This window comes from Variovorax glucosi (assembly GCF_051216695.1).
GTDB lineage: Bacteria > Pseudomonadota > Gammaproteobacteria > Burkholderiales > Burkholderiaceae_C > Variovorax.
On the sequence record NZ_JBPJZE010000001.1, the window covers coordinates 1475276 to 1490832 of the forward strand.

Sequence of the window (15557 nt, forward strand, 5' to 3'; positions counted from 1 at the left end):
AGGATCAGTCCAATCTATTGCAAGGACCGAGCCGGAACGCCCCGGGTATTCCATACAACCGAATATTTCTTTAACTAATTCCGTTCAATGAAATACCAAAGGCATACTGTGATCAAACCATTCCGCTGGATAACTCATGACAGACACCACAGCGCCGACCGCCGGCATCCCCCGCGTCTTTTCGGTGATTCGCGCCCTCACCAAAGTGCACGCAGATGGGGGCCGCGTCACGCAGATCGCACGATCCGTGGGCCTGACCCAGGCCACGACGCACCGTTTGCTGCAATCGCTCGCGCTGGAAGGCATCGTCGAGCAGGACGCCCGCACCAAGCTGTATCGACTCAGCATCGAGTTCTTCGCGCTCGCTGCGCACGCCGGCAACCCCGGCGACCTGCGCACGCTTTGCAAGCCGGCGCTGCTGCGGCTGTGCGCGAGCCTGGGGGACAGCATCTTCTTATTAGCGAGGAGCGGTTTCGACGCGGTCTGCCTGGACCGCGCGGAAGGACCGTTTCCGATTCGCTCGTTCACCGGCGATATCGGCGGACGCATTGCGCTGGGTGTCGGTCAGGGCGCGCTGGCGATATTGGCTTTTCTGCCTGAGGCGGAGCGGGAGGAAGTGATTCGCTTCAACCTGTCGCGCGTGCGGGAGTACGGGGTGTACGACGAGGTCTATCTGAGGACGGAGATAGAGAAGGTGCGCGCGCAGGGGTATGCGGGGCGGAATATCGGATTGTTGGAGGGAATGGCTGGGGTGGCGGTGCCGATATTGGATCGGGAAGGGAGGGCTGTAGCGGCGTTGGCGGTGGGGACTATTGCGGATCGGTTGAATCTGGATCGGCTGCCGACGGTTGTTGAACTGCTTAAGAGGGAGGCTGCTGCTATTGGGCCGAGGATTAATCCGTTTGATGCGACGCTGAGAAGGCCGGCGCAGAGTTTGGGGGGATTGCCTGTGCAGCAGAGGATTGAGGTGGGCTCTTCTATTTCTAACTAGAAATAGATATATTGAAAATGATGAACTGTCTTGTGAGATTATCTTCAAGTAGACAAATCGGAGCGGTTGGTACTCAAGATTTCGCGATTCTTCCCGCCCCATTTAGTGCACGGAAAATTTTTCATACATCAAAACATTCATAGATCGCTGACAAATAAATAGTATAAGAATACTTCACTCATCAACCAACACTACCGAAGTTGCCAATTATTCAAGATTAGCGTTATTAACTCAAGCATTCTTACGATTTGACCGAGGATCTATCAAATAATTAATTCGGCTTAGAAACCCTGCCCTGCAAAATTCAGCTTCTTGATCAACAACAATTTTAAGACCGCTCTTACATCTCACTCCAAGATAATAACTAATGCTACACGGTCAAACCAATGAATTCGGGCACACCAAAAATTTAACCCGCCCGCAAACCTAAATACAATTAGAAGGCCAACGCTTGAAATAAATAAAATATATAATAATATTGTATATTAAAATACGTTGCAGGAAAATAGATTATGCGACCCTCGGGAAATATAACACCAAAATCACTAGGAAAATATACTCACGCCCAAGACAGCCAGCAATAAAAGATTTAAGTATCTAAATAATTTTTATAAACCACATTCAAACTAAAATCAATCAAAATGCTTGCAAAAATTATAAGCATCTTTTTAAAAACCGTTTCTTTACTAATTTTTTCCAGTCATGTGCTGGCGCAGAATTCCGAGGGACTTTCAAGCAAAACCTCTTACGCCCAATCTGCTCTTAATGCCGACAGCATTACATTACCCAATAGCTATAACGGGCATGACTGCCAGTCAATTGCAACTGCTTTGCAGTCACAGCAGCCGTCAAGAAGCGAATTTGAAACTGAGAAGGATTACCTGCAAAGAGTTGATGTTATTGCGTCATCAAGACTCTACGGAAATATAAAAACAATTGACCCCATTGCATTCAAATCCGATTTGAATCCTAATGGCTTTAGGTATGATGCAGATCAAAATTTAGCAACCATCAATTTAGATTTATCTCGCAGACATCTTGAACAGCAGCAGCACCAGAATATCAATTACAAAGCAGAAGAAATCTCTGTAATTTCTTCGTCTGTAAAGGAGGTATTGCGCTCTGTAGGATTTGGAAATTTAGTCTCGACAGGAAATTTTCAAAAAGAAGTTTGTGCTGCAATTTTTATCAATTTGAAAAATGAATCTTCAGATAAACGCTATCGCGCTACGTTTGAAGCTACCCCTGTCGATGCACAGCGACTTAAAAACAATGGGGGAATTTTATTTTTTGGGGCATTAGCGCCGCCGTATTTAATGCGTTATTCAAACTTGATTAGGCCAACAAATGAAAACCCCGACCGTTTTGAAACTACAGGAGACGGCGTAGTTATGCGACTTGATCAGATTTGGATTTTTGACAGAGTGACAGGTAAAGTTTAGGCAAAAATAAAATCTTGAAATAATTTTTCCTTCAAATTTCATTCAGCGGCATCATTCAGCATCCATTTTAAGCATGCAAGCTTAATTAGTTCCCATTTGTGACGATCCAGCGTGCTGCATCTCTGCGTACCATCATGCGATTATTAAGAAATCGTTAGAGTTTAAATCCAATACTTTATAAATCGCTGCCGTTAACTTTGGCGTTGTTCTAAAAGTGTTTAGGTGGGCACTAGCAATTTGTGTATACAGCGTATGCATTAAGGCCCGTCAAGCATAGAGGGCAAGCCAAACTCTTTGCGCCGCTGAGGAACGTGTAAGCGCAGAAAGTTCGAGGGAGACCCCGGGAAGACGAGCAATGCAAGGCAAGCCGAAAGGCTGGAGAAAAAGATTCGGCTGGCACGCTTTGCCGGCCGAGAGGGTCCAACTAGCAAGCGCCAGTGTTTATTCGGAGGTTGCTGCCCTTTCCTTGGTCCCCTCCCTGAGGAGAGCGGGAGCAACACTATGCTAAACACAAATCCATTTGTGAAACGTCACTAGCAACAACTTGAGCTGAGCCGCAGCACCGGCGCCACGTCATTCGACTTCCGAAGACTGAAAGACGAGCACCAAATACCACGGGTTTTCAGCCTCTCATCAACCGATAGCGCCCGTGTCAAACCGCAGATGATCCAACATGCCCAAAGTCATCATGCTGCGCATCGACGCCCCGATCAAACCGTCGGTAGGAGCACCGTGCAACGGCTGCGGCGTCTGCTGCATGAGCGAACCATGTCCGATTGGCATGCTGGTCAGCATGCGCACGCATGGCGCATGCACAGCACTCGAGTTTTCGGAAAACACAGGTCGCTACGCCTGCAGCCTTGTCAGCAATCCAACCCGCCGGCTCCCGCGAATGCTGCATTGGAGCGCGCCGCTGGTCTCCAGATTTGTTCGCCGATTCATCGCTGCAGGACAAGGCTGCGACAGCGATGTCGAAATCCAGGCCGCTTAGTTGTCGAAGCCGACCGGAACTCAGAGCGCTGATGTGCTGCCGAGTGCGTTGTCCAGTTCATCGTCGGAGATGAACTGTCCGGCCAACGCTTGTCGCAGCCCGGTGATGGCATCTTCAGCCAGCACGACATTGGCTTGGTCCAACGTTTCCGCTAGTTCGGCAAGCCTGACTCGGGCTTCGCTGATGGGAACGATGTCTGATGCGCTGGGTGACATATGCAGTACTCGTTAGGAATTACGGTGAGCGGAAGTAGCTTATTAGGAAGGAGGGGCGGTAGTTAATGTGTGCTTTCTCCGAGGCTGCTGCCCTCACCCCAGCCCTCTCCCCGGGGGGAGAGGGAGTAAGAAAGGCACCGCAGCCGCTGCGAAAATTTCCGCAGCGAGCGCACAAGTCGCGCCACCAAACATAGCCCGGCAGGCAGAGCGCGCCAGCCGACCCCTCTGCGCCGCTGAGGAGCGCAGCCTTTCGCGGATCAGGGCTCGCTCTTGTCTGAGCGCAGCGAGTTCGAGCGAGACCCCGCGAAAGGCGAGCACCGCAAGGAAGCCCGAAGGGCCGGCGCAGTGGGGTCGGCTGGCGCGCTCTGCCTGCCGGGCGGAGGCCACCAGCGACCGACCCTGCTTGCCGACAAGGACACAAAAGATAGCAACCGGTCTGGTTATTGGGAGGCTGCGGCCCCCTCCCCAGCCCTCCCCCGGGAGGGGAGGGAGTAAGAGTAAGAAACGATCCATTCGCGAAAGGCTGTCAGCAGAGGCGCCTGCGCACGCGACTCCGGGTACGCCAGGTAATAAGCATCCGAACTCGTCAGCCCATGCGGAAACAGCACGATCAGCGCCCCCGACGCGATCTCCGCCTCCACCAGAAAACTAGGCAGCAGCGCAGCCCCCAGCCCCGAAACCGCAGCCTGCGCAATCATCGAAAACTGCTCGAACCGCGGCCCGCGCAACGCATGCGCAGCCGGCACGCCCACCTGCTCGAACCAGTCCGCCCACTGCGTCGGCCGCGTGTTCTGCTGCAACAACACCACCTTCGACAACGCCTCCAGCGCGTCGATCCCATGCCGATCGCGGTACGCAGGACTGCAAACCGGCACCACCTCCTCCCGCATCAGATAGTCGCAAGCCGCACCAGCCCAATGCGGCGCCCCGAAGTGGATGGCAGCATCGAACGGCTCCACCGCAAAGTCGAACGGCTCCGAGCGCGCCGCAATGTTCACCGTCACATCCGGGCAGCGCAGCGCGAAATCCGCCAGCCTTGGAATCAGCCATCGCGTCCCGAAAGTCGGCAACACCGCCAGATTCAAAAGCCCCGCCCCCTGCGCCAACGCCATGATGTTCTGCGTCGCACCCGAGAACTGATGCAGCGCCGTCCGCACATCCGCCGCGTACAGACGCCCCGCATCCGTCAGCACCACCCGCTGCCGCACCCGATGGAACAGCGCTACACCGAGTTGCGCCTCCAACTCGCGGATGCGGCGCGACACCGCGCTCTGCGTCAGATTGAGCTCGTCGGCCGCGCGCGAGATGCTGGCGTGCCGCGCGGCAGCCTCGAAAGCCAGCAGATCGGCCATCGGCGGAAGAAAGGTCGGACGAAACATGTCATGCACCAATGGAATGAAGTCGTGCGACGTTATCCGAATCGGTGCATGAGCGCACCGCACATCAGTAGCGATCCGCATGAAGTGCTTCCATATTTTTGATATCCAGCCCGCCGCGCTTGCGGGATATTCGGAACATGACTCAAGCCAACGATCTCTTCTCCCTCGCCACCGAAGTCGACCAGCTGCTCCAGCGCCTCGGCGTCCCTGCGGCCAGCTACACCGGCGGCGCGCTGCGCGTCGGCTCGCCGATTTCGGGCGACACCATCGGCGCTGTCGGCACGACGTCCACCGCAGAAACCACTGCCGCCATCGGCCGAGCGCACGCCGCGTTCCAGCAATGGCGCAACGTCCCAGCCCCGCGTCGCGGTGAACTGGTGCGTCTGCTCGGCGAAGAACTGCGCACATCCAAAGCCGATCTCGGCCGCCTCGTCACGCTCGAAGTCGGCAAGGTGCCGTCCGAAGGCGCTGGCGAAGTGCAGGAAATGATCGACATCTGCGACTTCGCGGTCGGCCTGTCGCGTCAGCTCTACGGCCTCACCATTGCCACCGAGCGCGCCGAGCACCGGATGATGGAAACCTGGCATCCGGTTGGCGTGGTCGGCGTGATCTCGGCCTTCAACTTCCCGGTGGCCGTGTGGTCGTGGAACGCGGCGCTGGCGCTGGTCTGCGGCGATTCGGTGGTGTGGAAGCCGTCCGAAAAGACGCCGCTGACCGCGCTCGCCGTCCACGCCATCGCCCAGCGCGCCATCGCCCGCTTCGGCAGCGATGCGCCCGAAGGCCTGCTGGAACTGATCGTCGGCGAGCGCGACATCGGCGAAGTGCTGGTCGACGACCACCGCGTCGCCGTGCTGTCGGCCACCGGCTCGACCGCCATGGGCCGGGCCGTCGCGCCCAAGCTGGCCGCGCGATTCGCTCGCGCGATCCTCGAACTCGGCGGCAACAACGCGGCCATCGTCGCGCCGTCTGCCGACCTGGACCTCACGCTGCGCGGCGTCGCTTTCGCGGCGATGGGCACAGCGGGCCAGCGCTGCACGTCGCTGCGCCGCCTGTTCGTGCACGACAGCGTGTACGACGCCTTCGTGCCGAAGCTGGCCAAGGTCTACGGCAGCGTGCGCGTCGGCGACCCGCGTGAAGCCGGCACGCTGGTCGGCCCGCTGATCGACCGCGCAGCCTTCGAAGGCATGCAGCGCGCCATCGACGAAAGCCGCACTGCCGGCGCGACCGTGCACGGCGGCGAGCGTGTGGAAAACATCGGAGGCAAGGACGCGTTCTATGTGCGCCCTGCCCTCGTCGAACTCACCGCCCACGAAGGCCCGGTGCTGCGCGAAACCTTCGCGCCGATCCTGTACGTCGTGCGCTACACCGACTTCGACCAGGCCATCGAATGGCACAACGCGGTCGGCGCGGGCCTGTCGTCGTCGATCTTCACGCTCGACATGCGCGAAGCCGAGCGCTTCATGTCCAGCGCCGGTTCCGACTGCGGCATTGCCAACGTGAACATCGGCCCGAGCGGTGCCGAAATCGGTGGCGCTTTCGGCGGCGAGAAGGAAACCGGCGGCGGTCGCGAAGCCGGCAGCGACAGCTGGAAGGCCTACATGCGCCGGGCGACGAACACGATCAATTATTCGACGACGTTGCCGCTTGCCCAAGGCGTGACCTTCGATATCGAAGCATGAGCGCAGTCATCGACAGGCCGGCATTCCGGCCCTCGCAGCGCGTCGCGTCGCTCGGCGTCTCGGGCATCCTGCGCATCACAGACAACGCCAATGCGCTGAAGCGCGCCGGTCGTCCGGTGATCGTGCTCGGCGCGGGCGAGCCGGATTTCGACACGCCGCCGAACATCGTCGAAGCCGCCGTCCGTGCGCTGGCACGCGGCGAGACGCGCTACACAGTGCTCGACGGCAGCGTGGCGATGAAGGAAGCGGTGCAGCTCAAGTTCCGCCGCGACAACGGACTCGATTTCGCGCTGAACGAAATCACGGTCAGCGCCGGTGCCAAGCAGGTGATCTTCAACGCGCTGATGGCGACGCTCGACGCCGGCGACGAGGTGATCCTTCCCGCGCCGTACTGGACGTCGTACGCCGACATGGTCGACATCTGCGGCGGCGTTCCGGTGGTCGTTCCGTGCGACGCGGCGCAGGGATTCCGGCTGCAACCCGAGCAGCTCGAAGCGACGATCACGCCGCTTACGCGCTGGCTGTTCCTCAACTCGCCGTCGAACCCGACCGGCGCGGCCTACAGCGCCGCGCAACTGTCGGCGCTGGCCGAAGTGCTGGAGCGCCACCCGCAGGTGATGGTGCTGTCCGACGACATCTACGAACACATCCTCTACGACGGCCTCGCGTTCGCGACGCTGGCCGCTGTCGCGCCGCAGTTGCGCGACCGCACGCTGACGGTGAACGGCGTCTCGAAGTCGTATGCGATGACCGGCTGGCGGCTCGGCTACGGCGCCGGCTCGAAGGCGCTGATCGCGGCGATGGCGGTGGTGCAGAGCCAGGTCACGTCGTGCCCGTCCTCGGTGAGCCAGGCGGCAGCGATCGAGGCGCTGACCGGCCCGCAGGACATCGTGCGCGAGCGCTGCGCATCGTTCCAGACGCGGCGCGATTTCGTCGTCGCTTCGTTGAACGACATGCCGGGCATTTCGTGCCGCATGCCGGAAGGCGCCTTCTACACATTCGCAAGCTGTGCCGGGGTGCTCGGCCGACGCACGGCGGGGGGAACCACCCTTCGCACCGATACCGACTTCTGCGACCATTTGCTGCAGGACTTCGATGTGGCCGTGGTGCCCGGCGCGATCTTCGGACTGGCGCCGTACTTCCGCATTTCATATGCCACGTCGATGGCGCAGCTCGAAGAAGCCTGCGCGCGAATCGCCAAAGCCTGCAACGCACTGACCTGAAAAATCTCATGACAACCACACGCACCGGCGGCCAGATACTGGTCGACCAACTGACGATCCACGGCGTCGAGCAGCTGTTCTGCGTGCCCGGCGAAAGCTTTCTGGCGGTGCTCGACGCGCTGCACGACGCGACGGTCGAAGTGTCCGTCTGTCGCCAGGAAGGCGGCGCGGCCATGATGGCAGAGGCGCAGGGCAAGCTCACCGGCAAGCCCGGCATCTGCTTCGTGACGCGCGGCCCCGGCGCGACCAACGCATCGGCCGGCATCCACATCGCGCACCAGGATTCGACGCCGATGCTGCTGTTCGTCGGCCAGGTGGCGCGCGACATGATGGGCCGTGAGGCGTTCCAGGAACTCGACTACGGCGCGGTGTTCGGCACCATGGCCAAGTGGGTGGTGCAGATCGACGATGCACGGCGCATTCCCGAACTCGTCTCGCGCGCGTTTCATGTCGCCACCTCCGGCCGGCCCGGCCCGGTGGTGATCGCGCTGCCGGAAGACATGCTGACCGACATCGTCGATGCCGCAAAAATCGTCGATGCCCTGCCCTACGCCGTCACGGAAACCAGCCCGTCGCCCACCGCGATGGCCGAGCTTCAGCAGCGCATCGAGAGCGCCGAGCGCCCGGTCGCGATCCTCGGTGGCAGCCGCTGGACCGACGCCGCGGTGCAGCAGTTCGCCGCATTCGCCGAGCGTTTCTCGCTGCCGGTGTATTGCTCGTTCCGTCGCCAGATGCTGTTCAGCGCCGACCACCCGTGCTACGGCGGCGACCTCGGCATCGGCGCGAATCCGAAGCTGCTCGCGCGCATCCGCAATGCCGATCTGGTGCTGCTGATCGGCGGGCGGATGTCGGAGATGCCGTCGCAGAGCTACGAGCTTTTCGAGATACCGACGCCGCGCCAGCAGCTGGTGCACGTGCACGTCGATGCCGACGAACTCGGCAAGATGTACCGCGCCGCATTGCCGATCCACGCCTCGCCGCAGGGCTTCACGGCGGCGCTGACCGCGATGCGCCCGTCGGACACGCCGCGCTGGGTCGCCGACGCGCGCGAGGCGCATGCCGAATTCCTGGCCTGGAGCGACACGACGCCGATCCGCATTCCCGGCCCGCTGCAGATGGGCGAGGTCATGGCGCATCTGCGCGAGGTGCTGCCCGCCGACACCATCTTCTGCAACGGCGCGGGCAACTTCGCGACCTGGGTGCATCGCTTCTGGCCGTTCCGAGCATTCGCCAGCCAGCTCGCGCCGACCAGCGGATCGATGGGCTACGGCCTGCCGGCCGGCGTCGGGGCCAAGCGGCTATGGCCGGAACGCGAAGTCGTCGTGTTTGCCGGCGACGGCGATTTTCTGATGCACGGCCAGGAATTCGCGACCGCCGTTCAGTACGGGCTGCCGATCATCGTGGTGCTGCTCGACAACGCCATGTACGGGACGATCCGCATGCATCAGGAACGCAACTACCCCGGCCGTGTTAGCGCGACGAAGCTGAAGAACCCGGACTTCCGCGGCTATGCGGAAGTCTTCGGCGGGCACGGCGAACGTGTCGAGACGACGGAGGAGTTCGGTCCTGCGCTGGCGCGTGCGCGGGCCAGCGGCAAGCCGTCGATCCTGCATTGCCTGCTCGACCCGGAAGCGATCACGCCGGGCGCATCGCTGACGCAGATCCGCGACGCGGCGTTAGCCAAAGCGAAATGAGCGGGGCGAAACGCATCCTTCTGGTGAAGTCCGGCGGCGAGGCGGCGATCGACGAATGGCGCTCGCACTTCGCGCATTTCGCGGCGTCGGAATCGCCCGAAGCCGCCGGCCTCGACGTGCGCTGGTGGAACGACCCTGACGTGTCGCCCGAAGACGTCGCCTACGCTCTCGTCTGGCAACCCGACGCCGGCCGGCTCGCCGCGATGCCGAACCTGCGGCTCATCCTCAGCACCGCAGCAGGGGCCGACCACATCACCGTCGACCCGACCTGGCCGCGCCATGTCCCGCTGATCCGCGCCGTCACGCCCGAAGCGGCGCAGCGCATGGGCGAATACGTGAGCATGGCGTCGCTGGCGCTGCTGCGCGACCTGAAGCGCTCGGTGCGCCAGCAGGCCGAGCGGCGCTGGGACAGTTTCGAGACCGAACGCAGCGCCACCGACGCCTGCGTCGGCATCCTCGGACTTGGCACGATGGGGGTGAGGTCGGCGGAAATGGTGCGCGGCCTCGGCTTCAGGACCATCGGCTGGTCGCGCAACCGGAAGCAGATCGAAGGTATCGAGTGCCATGCCGGTAACGATACGCTGCCCGGCTTCCTGGCGCAGTGCGACATCCTCGTCTGCCTGCTGCCCGCCACGCCGGAGACCGACGGCATTCTCAGCGCCGAACGCCTAGCCATGCTGCCGCGCGGCGCGGCGCTGGTGCATGTCGGGCGCGGGTCGCACATGAAGTTCGACGATCTGCGCGCCGCGCTGGACAGCGGGCACCTGAACGGCGCGTTCGTCGACGTATTCGAAACCGAGCCGTTGCCGGCGGAGCATCCGGCCTGGACGCACGAGAAGATCGTCGTCACATCGCATAACGCGGCGGTGGCTTCGCGTTGGATGCGGGCACGGTTCTTTGCGGCGCAGATCGCGGCGTTCGAACGGGGCGAAATGCCGATGGGGGTTTATGACGCGGTGCGGGGATACTGAGCGGCCGCCGCTACACCGCTACAACCGATTCGCCAACCCCACCACCGCAGTCAAAGTCACCAGCGCCAACAACGTCGACACCACCACACTCGCAGTCACCAGATCCTCCGCCGTCTTGTAGCGCTGCGAAAACAAAAACACATTCGCGCCGATCGGCAACGCAGCCGCAATCACCATCACCGTGAGCGGCAGGCCGGTGACGCCCAGCATCCAGCCGAACAGCAGCGTCAGCGCGGGATGCACCAGATTCTTGATGAGCGCCTGCGTCATCGCGCCGCGCATGTGCACGCCGACGGGCGTCAGCGCCAGCGTGATGCCGACCATCACGAGCGCGACGGGGCTGAAAGCCTGGCCGAGCAGCAGCAGCGGACGGTCGATGAATTCGGGAATGGTCAGACCGGTCTGCGCGAACAGCAGGCCGGCAATGATCGGCAACGGGACCGGATGCAGGATCGCATTGCGCACGGCAAGCGCGACCGTGTGCGCCATCGACCGGCGCGCCTTGCCGCCGTTGGTCACGTGCTCGCGCGCGACGGCCAGTTCCAGCAATACGGTCGCGGTGGTCAGCAGCACCACCGAGTGCAGCGAGATCAGCGTGAGCAGCACCACCATGCCTTCCGGCCCGTAGGCCAGGCCGATCAGCGCGACGCCGATCATCACGGTATTGCTGAAAGTATTTGCCAGCGCCAGCACGACGGCGGTGCGGTTGAAGCCGCGCCAAGCGATGGTGCCGGCCACGATGACGAAGGCGGCGATGAAATACGCCATCACCGGCCGAAAGCTCAACTGCTCGACATGCACCGTGCTCATCGCGCGGAACAGCAGGGCCGGCGCGAGCAGCATGAAGATCAGGTTCGACAGGTCCCTGATCGAGCCGGCGCCGACCCAGCGTCGCCGCCCGGCCAGGTAGCCGGCGGCGATCAGCAGGACGACGGGAAGCAGAGAGGAGACGACAGGAGATTGCACCGCGGCGAGCATAGCCGCAGCGGCGCAATCGTCATCAGAACGTGGCGCGCAAGCCGACTTTCAGCGAACGACCGGGCATCGGCGCTGCCGGGAACACGGTCGTGGTCAGGATCGAGGTCGCGCTGTAGGCCAGCTTGTTGGTGATGTTGTCCAGCCGCGCGTACCACGTGAGATTCGCACCCTGCACCTTCATGCGATAGGCCATCGCTGCGTTCCAGAGCGTGTAGCCGTCGGTCGCGCGGGCGCCGATCTCTGGCACGCGGTCCTGCTTCGAGTAGCTGTCGAAGCCGAAGCGTGCCGTCCACGGGCCGTTGCCGTAAGCCAGCGTGGCGCCGACGCGCACGGGAGAGATGCGCGGCAGTGCCTCGCCGGTGTCGGTGTTGGTGGCGCGCACCAGGTCGCCGCGCCATTGCAGGTCGAGCGTCGAGCCGTCGGCATTGCGCGCGAAACCGTCGGTGCCGAGCAGCCGCAGGTTGCCGTTGGCCTCGATGCCGGTGAAGCGCGCGCGGACGCCGCTGTAGACGTATTCGGCCAGCGTGCCGGCCTGGGTCGGATCGGTGACGAAAGCGCCCTCGCCGTCACGCTGGTTGCCGCTCGCGTTCAAGCCGATGTAGTTGCTGAAGCGCGTGACGTACGCGTTCACCTTCGCGACGTTGGCGCCCGATTTCCACTGAGCGCCGACGTCCAGCCCGACCGATTTCTCGAGTCCCAGCGATGCGTTGCCGACCTCCCAGGCTGCTGTCGCCACGTGAGGGCCGTTGGCGAACAACTCGTAGTCCTTGGGCGCGCGTTCGGTGTACGCGAGGTTCGACGTCAGCTGCCATTGCGGCGCGACGTTCACCAGCGCACCGAAGGCGGCGCTGCTCGGGCTGAAGTTGCGCTCGCCGACCACGAAACGCGTGATCGACGCATCGGCCGGATAGCCGAGCGACTCGACCTTCACCCGCTCGGTGCGCGCACCGAAACTCAGCTTGCCCCACGACGTGCCCAGCTCTTCGTGCAGGAAGATCGCATTCGACTGCGTGCGGCTGTGGGGCGCAAAAGCTTCTTCGCCATCGGCCGAGAAGCGGTTGTTCTCGCTGCTGAAGCCGATCAGGCCTTCGAGGTTGCCGATCTTCTGGTGCCGCGCCTCGATCCGCAGGTCGTTGCTCATATTCTTGAAGGTCGTGCCGGCTTCGGTGCCTTCGTATTCGGTGTGGCGGTAGTCGGTGTGGCCGAGCTTGGCATGCACGCTGGTGAAGAAGCCGCCCGGACGCCATTCGCCTTCGAGCGCATAGCGGTCGGACTTCATGCCGATGGTGACGTCGTCCTCGGCGACCGTGCCGTAGTTGCTGCGATACGTGCTGACCGACGCGCCGATCCAGCCGCGATCGAAGAACACCGAGCCGCCGACCGCACCGCCGTGCGCGCTGTTCTGCGAATTGCAGATGCGGCGCGCGAGGCCGGGCGAGCCGGGCTTTTCGCAAGCGAGTTCGATCGGCACGCGCACGTCGTCCGACTTGCGGTCGAACGCATCGACGTGCAGCGCGTAGCGGTCGTTGCCGCCTTCGAGCACGACGCCGCCGCTCTTCTCGCTGCTGCCGGTCGCGTAGCCGACATCGGCACGACCGCCGAAGCCGTTGAGCGGTTCGGTCGGGATGCGGTTGTCGATCACGTTGACCACGCCGCCGACGGCGCTGCCGCCGTACTGCAGCGCGGATGGGCCGCGCAGCACTTCGATGCGCTCGGTGACCAGCGCGTCGACCGGCACGGCATGGTCGTAGCTCAGCGCCGAAGCGTCGGGCGCCGCGCCGCCGTTCTGCAGGATGCGGATGCGGTCGCCGTCCTGGCCGCGAATGATCGGGCGGCTGGCGTTCGGACCGAAGTAGCTGCTGCTGACGCCGGGCAGGTTGTTCAGCGTTTCGCCGAGGGTCGAATCCGACTTCAGCAGCAGCGCATCGCCAGATAGCGTGGTGACGGGTGCGATCAGTTCGCTGGCGCCGAGCGGATTTCCGGTGACGGTGACTTCACCGAGGCTGGGCGCAGCGCCAGGTGTGGTGCCGGAGTTCGTCTGGGCGGACGACGCCCAGGAAAACATCGAAAGAACGGCTGCAGCGGCGACCGCGCGGCGGGAAAAACGGGGAGAAAAGCGGGGATACATGGTGATGACGACTCGTGAATCTGTGGGGAAGCCGGCGCACACGCACAAGCGCTCGTCTGCAGGAGACGGGCGTTGCGCGGCGAACCGGACGCAGGAAATTCAGCGAGTCGGAGGCGGGCCGCGTGCATCGAACAGCACGACCCACCGGGCGATGGCTTCGCCCAGGAAATAGTGGAACCGCGCCATCGGCATCGCGATGGGCAGCACCAGCAACGGAACGGACGGCGCGGCAGCTCCGCCGGCGAGCTGGTCGTAGAGCCGGCAATCGGCATCGGTGTGCGAACCGAACAGCGCTTCGAGGCCGCCGAGCGAATGGGCGGGAACCGGCACGATGGCGTCGACCGATGTCGCCGTCTGCAGCGCCGCAGCCATCGACTGCGGCGTGGCGTGGAGATGCAGCGTCCGGTGCATGAAACCGAGCGTCGACGCGAGCCACAAAGCCAACGCAAGCGCGAAGACGATGAAAGGCGTTGCGCGCGGCGACCGGATCATGGGATGGGCTCGGTCAGTGCTTGACGCGGGCCGCGAACGTCTTCTGGAACTTCTCGACCTTGGGGCCGACCACGAAGGCGCAGTAGCCCTGGTTCGGATGGTTCACGAAGTAGTCCTGGTGGTACGCCTCGGCGGTCGAGTAATTGGCCAGCGGCACGACCTCGGTCACGATCGGCGCGCTGTAGGTCCTGCTCTCGCCGATCTCGCGGATCACGTCGGCAGCGACCTTCTGCTGCGCCTCGTCGGCGGTGTAGATGCCGCTGCGGTATTGCGTGCCGACGTCGTTGCCCTGGCGGTCCTTGGTCGTCGGATCATGGATCACGAAAAAGATCTCAAGGATTTCCCGCAGGCCGATCTGCGAGGTGTCGAAGGCGACCTTGACGACCTCGTTGTGGCCGGTACGGCCGGTGCAGACCTGTTCGTAGCTGGGATTCACGGTCTGGCCATTGGAATAGCCCGATTCGACGTCGACCACGCCCTGCACGCGATCGAACACCGCTTCGGTGCACCAGAAGCAGCCGCCACCCAGGACGATGGTTTCCGTCGAAGACGGCGATGACGATGACGATGACGAAGAGTCGACGGAGTTGGCAGTGGTCGCGGACATGGATGAAGCTCCAGAAAAAAGCGAAGCCCGTTATTGTGGCTGCTTGACGCTCTCGACGGCCTTCCCTACATTACTAACCCGCCAGTCATTAACTTCGCATGCCCAGTTTTTTCAGCAAACAGCTCTGTCCCGTGCGCGCCAAGCGCGAGCGGCGCAAGGAAGCGCGTCCCGGAGAACTGATCCAGGCGGCGCTCGAACTGTTCGTCGAAAAGGGCTTTGCAGCGACGCGCTCCGAAGAGGTCGCGATACGCGCCGGCGTGTCCAAGGGCACGCTCTACCTGTACTTTCCGACCAAGGAAGACCTGCTCAAAGCAGTCATCACCGAAAACCTCGCGGGCCGCTTCATCGAGTGGAACGAGGAATTCGCTGCCTTCGAAGGCAGCACCGCCGACATGCTCAGGCACTGCGTTTCGGTGTGGTGGGAACGCGTCGGAAGCACCCGGTCTGCCGGCATCACCAAGCTGATGCTCTGCGAGGGCAACAACTTTCCCGAACTCGCCGCGTTCTACCGCCATGAAGTGGTGGAACCCGGCCATGCATTGATGCGGCGCATCTTCCAGCGCGGCATCGACAGCGGCGAGTTCGGGCCGGTCGATATCGACAACGCCATCTACGTCGTGCTCGCGCCGATGATGCTTCTGATGCTGATGCAGCATGCCAATGGCTTCGGCCTCGACGGAAAGACCGAAATCGATCCGCAACGCTACATGACGACGCAGATCGAACTCGCCATCCGCGGATTGCGTGCGCCCTAAAATCACCGGTTG

The 15557-nt window shown here is 62.2% G+C and carries 14 protein-coding genes; 8 read left to right on the forward strand and 6 right to left on the reverse strand.

What is annotated here, in order from left to right:
* The first annotated feature begins 136 nt into the window (after nt 1-136).
* From ACSFA3_RS06935 to ACSFA3_RS06945, 3 genes are all read left to right on the forward strand, one after another.
* Nucleotides 137-991 carry an IclR family transcriptional regulator gene (locus tag ACSFA3_RS06935; RefSeq protein ID WP_435504634.1) on the forward strand — a complete coding sequence of 285 codons (855 nt, stop codon included), beginning with the start codon at nt 137-139 and terminating at the stop codon, nt 989-991.
* Between the two features lie 641 nt (nt 992-1632).
* Nucleotides 1633-2433, forward strand: coding sequence for a hypothetical protein (locus tag ACSFA3_RS06940; RefSeq protein ID WP_435504635.1), 801 nt, complete (start codon nt 1633-1635; stop codon nt 2431-2433).
* A 673-nt stretch (nt 2434-3106) separates the two neighbouring features.
* The gene (locus ACSFA3_RS06945; protein WP_435504636.1) at nt 3107-3424 is read left to right on the forward strand and encodes a hypothetical protein; all 318 of its coding nucleotides are present in this window, start codon (nt 3107-3109) and stop codon (nt 3422-3424) included.
* Between the two features lie 20 nt (nt 3425-3444).
* On the opposite strand, the gene ACSFA3_RS06950 is transcribed toward ACSFA3_RS06945, so the two are convergent.
* Together ACSFA3_RS06950 and ACSFA3_RS06955 are read right to left on the reverse strand one after the other, a co-directional pair.
* The gene (locus tag ACSFA3_RS06950; RefSeq protein ID WP_435504637.1) at nt 3445-3639 is read right to left on the reverse strand and encodes a hypothetical protein; all 195 of its coding nucleotides are present in this window, start codon (nt 3637-3639) and stop codon (nt 3445-3447) included.
* A 440-nt stretch (nt 3640-4079) separates the two neighbouring features.
* Nucleotides 4080-5018 (reverse strand): LysR family transcriptional regulator, encoded by a 939-nt coding sequence (locus tag ACSFA3_RS06955; protein ID WP_435504985.1) that lies wholly within the window; start codon nt 5016-5018, stop codon nt 4080-4082.
* Nucleotides 5019-5155: 137 nt separating this feature from the next.
* On the opposite strand from ACSFA3_RS06955, the gene amaB reads away from it, so the two are divergent.
* From amaB to ACSFA3_RS06975, 4 genes are read left to right on the forward strand one after another with little or no spacing between them, the layout of a single operon-like run.
* On the forward strand, nt 5156-6697 hold the full coding sequence (gene amaB / locus ACSFA3_RS06960; RefSeq protein ID WP_435504638.1) for an L-piperidine-6-carboxylate dehydrogenase: 1542 nt from the start codon (nt 5156-5158) through the stop codon (nt 6695-6697).
* Nucleotides 6694-7920, forward strand: coding sequence for a pyridoxal phosphate-dependent aminotransferase (locus ACSFA3_RS06965; RefSeq protein ID WP_435504639.1), 1227 nt, complete (start codon nt 6694-6696; stop codon nt 7918-7920). The genes amaB and ACSFA3_RS06965 overlap by 4 nt, the downstream gene beginning before the upstream one ends.
* Nucleotides 7921-7928: 8 nt before the next feature.
* Complete coding sequence (locus tag ACSFA3_RS06970; RefSeq protein WP_435504640.1) at nt 7929-9614, forward strand: thiamine pyrophosphate-binding protein; 1686 nt, start codon at nt 7929-7931, stop codon at nt 9612-9614.
* A complete protein-coding gene (locus ACSFA3_RS06975) occupies nt 9611-10585 on the forward strand; it encodes a 2-hydroxyacid dehydrogenase (RefSeq protein ID WP_435504641.1) in 975 nt (324 codons plus the stop codon). The genes ACSFA3_RS06970 and ACSFA3_RS06975 overlap by 4 nt, the downstream gene beginning before the upstream one ends.
* An 18-nt stretch (nt 10586-10603) precedes the next feature.
* On the opposite strand, the gene ACSFA3_RS06980 is transcribed toward ACSFA3_RS06975, so the two are convergent.
* From ACSFA3_RS06980 to msrA, 4 genes are all read right to left on the reverse strand, one after another.
* A complete protein-coding gene (locus ACSFA3_RS06980; RefSeq protein WP_435504642.1) occupies nt 10604-11551 on the reverse strand; it encodes an AEC family transporter in 948 nt (315 codons plus the stop codon).
* A 34-nt stretch (nt 11552-11585) separates the two neighbouring features.
* The gene (locus ACSFA3_RS06985; RefSeq protein ID WP_435504643.1) at nt 11586-13691 is read right to left on the reverse strand and encodes a TonB-dependent receptor; all 2106 of its coding nucleotides are present in this window, start codon (nt 13689-13691) and stop codon (nt 11586-11588) included.
* A gap of 99 nt (nt 13692-13790) precedes the next feature.
* The gene (locus ACSFA3_RS06990; RefSeq protein ID WP_435504644.1) at nt 13791-14183 is read right to left on the reverse strand and encodes a hypothetical protein; all 393 of its coding nucleotides are present in this window, start codon (nt 14181-14183) and stop codon (nt 13791-13793) included.
* Nucleotides 14184-14196: 13 nt separating this feature from the next.
* Nucleotides 14197-14790 carry a peptide-methionine (S)-S-oxide reductase MsrA gene (gene msrA / locus ACSFA3_RS06995; protein WP_435504645.1) on the reverse strand — a complete coding sequence of 198 codons (594 nt, stop codon included), beginning with the start codon at nt 14788-14790 and terminating at the stop codon, nt 14197-14199.
* A 98-nt stretch (nt 14791-14888) separates the two neighbouring features.
* Here msrA and ACSFA3_RS07000 point away from each other — a divergent pair, with 98 nt between their 5' ends.
* A complete protein-coding gene (locus tag ACSFA3_RS07000) occupies nt 14889-15545 on the forward strand; it encodes a TetR/AcrR family transcriptional regulator (RefSeq protein WP_435504646.1) in 657 nt (218 codons plus the stop codon).
* Nucleotides 15546-15557: the final 12 nt, after the last annotated feature.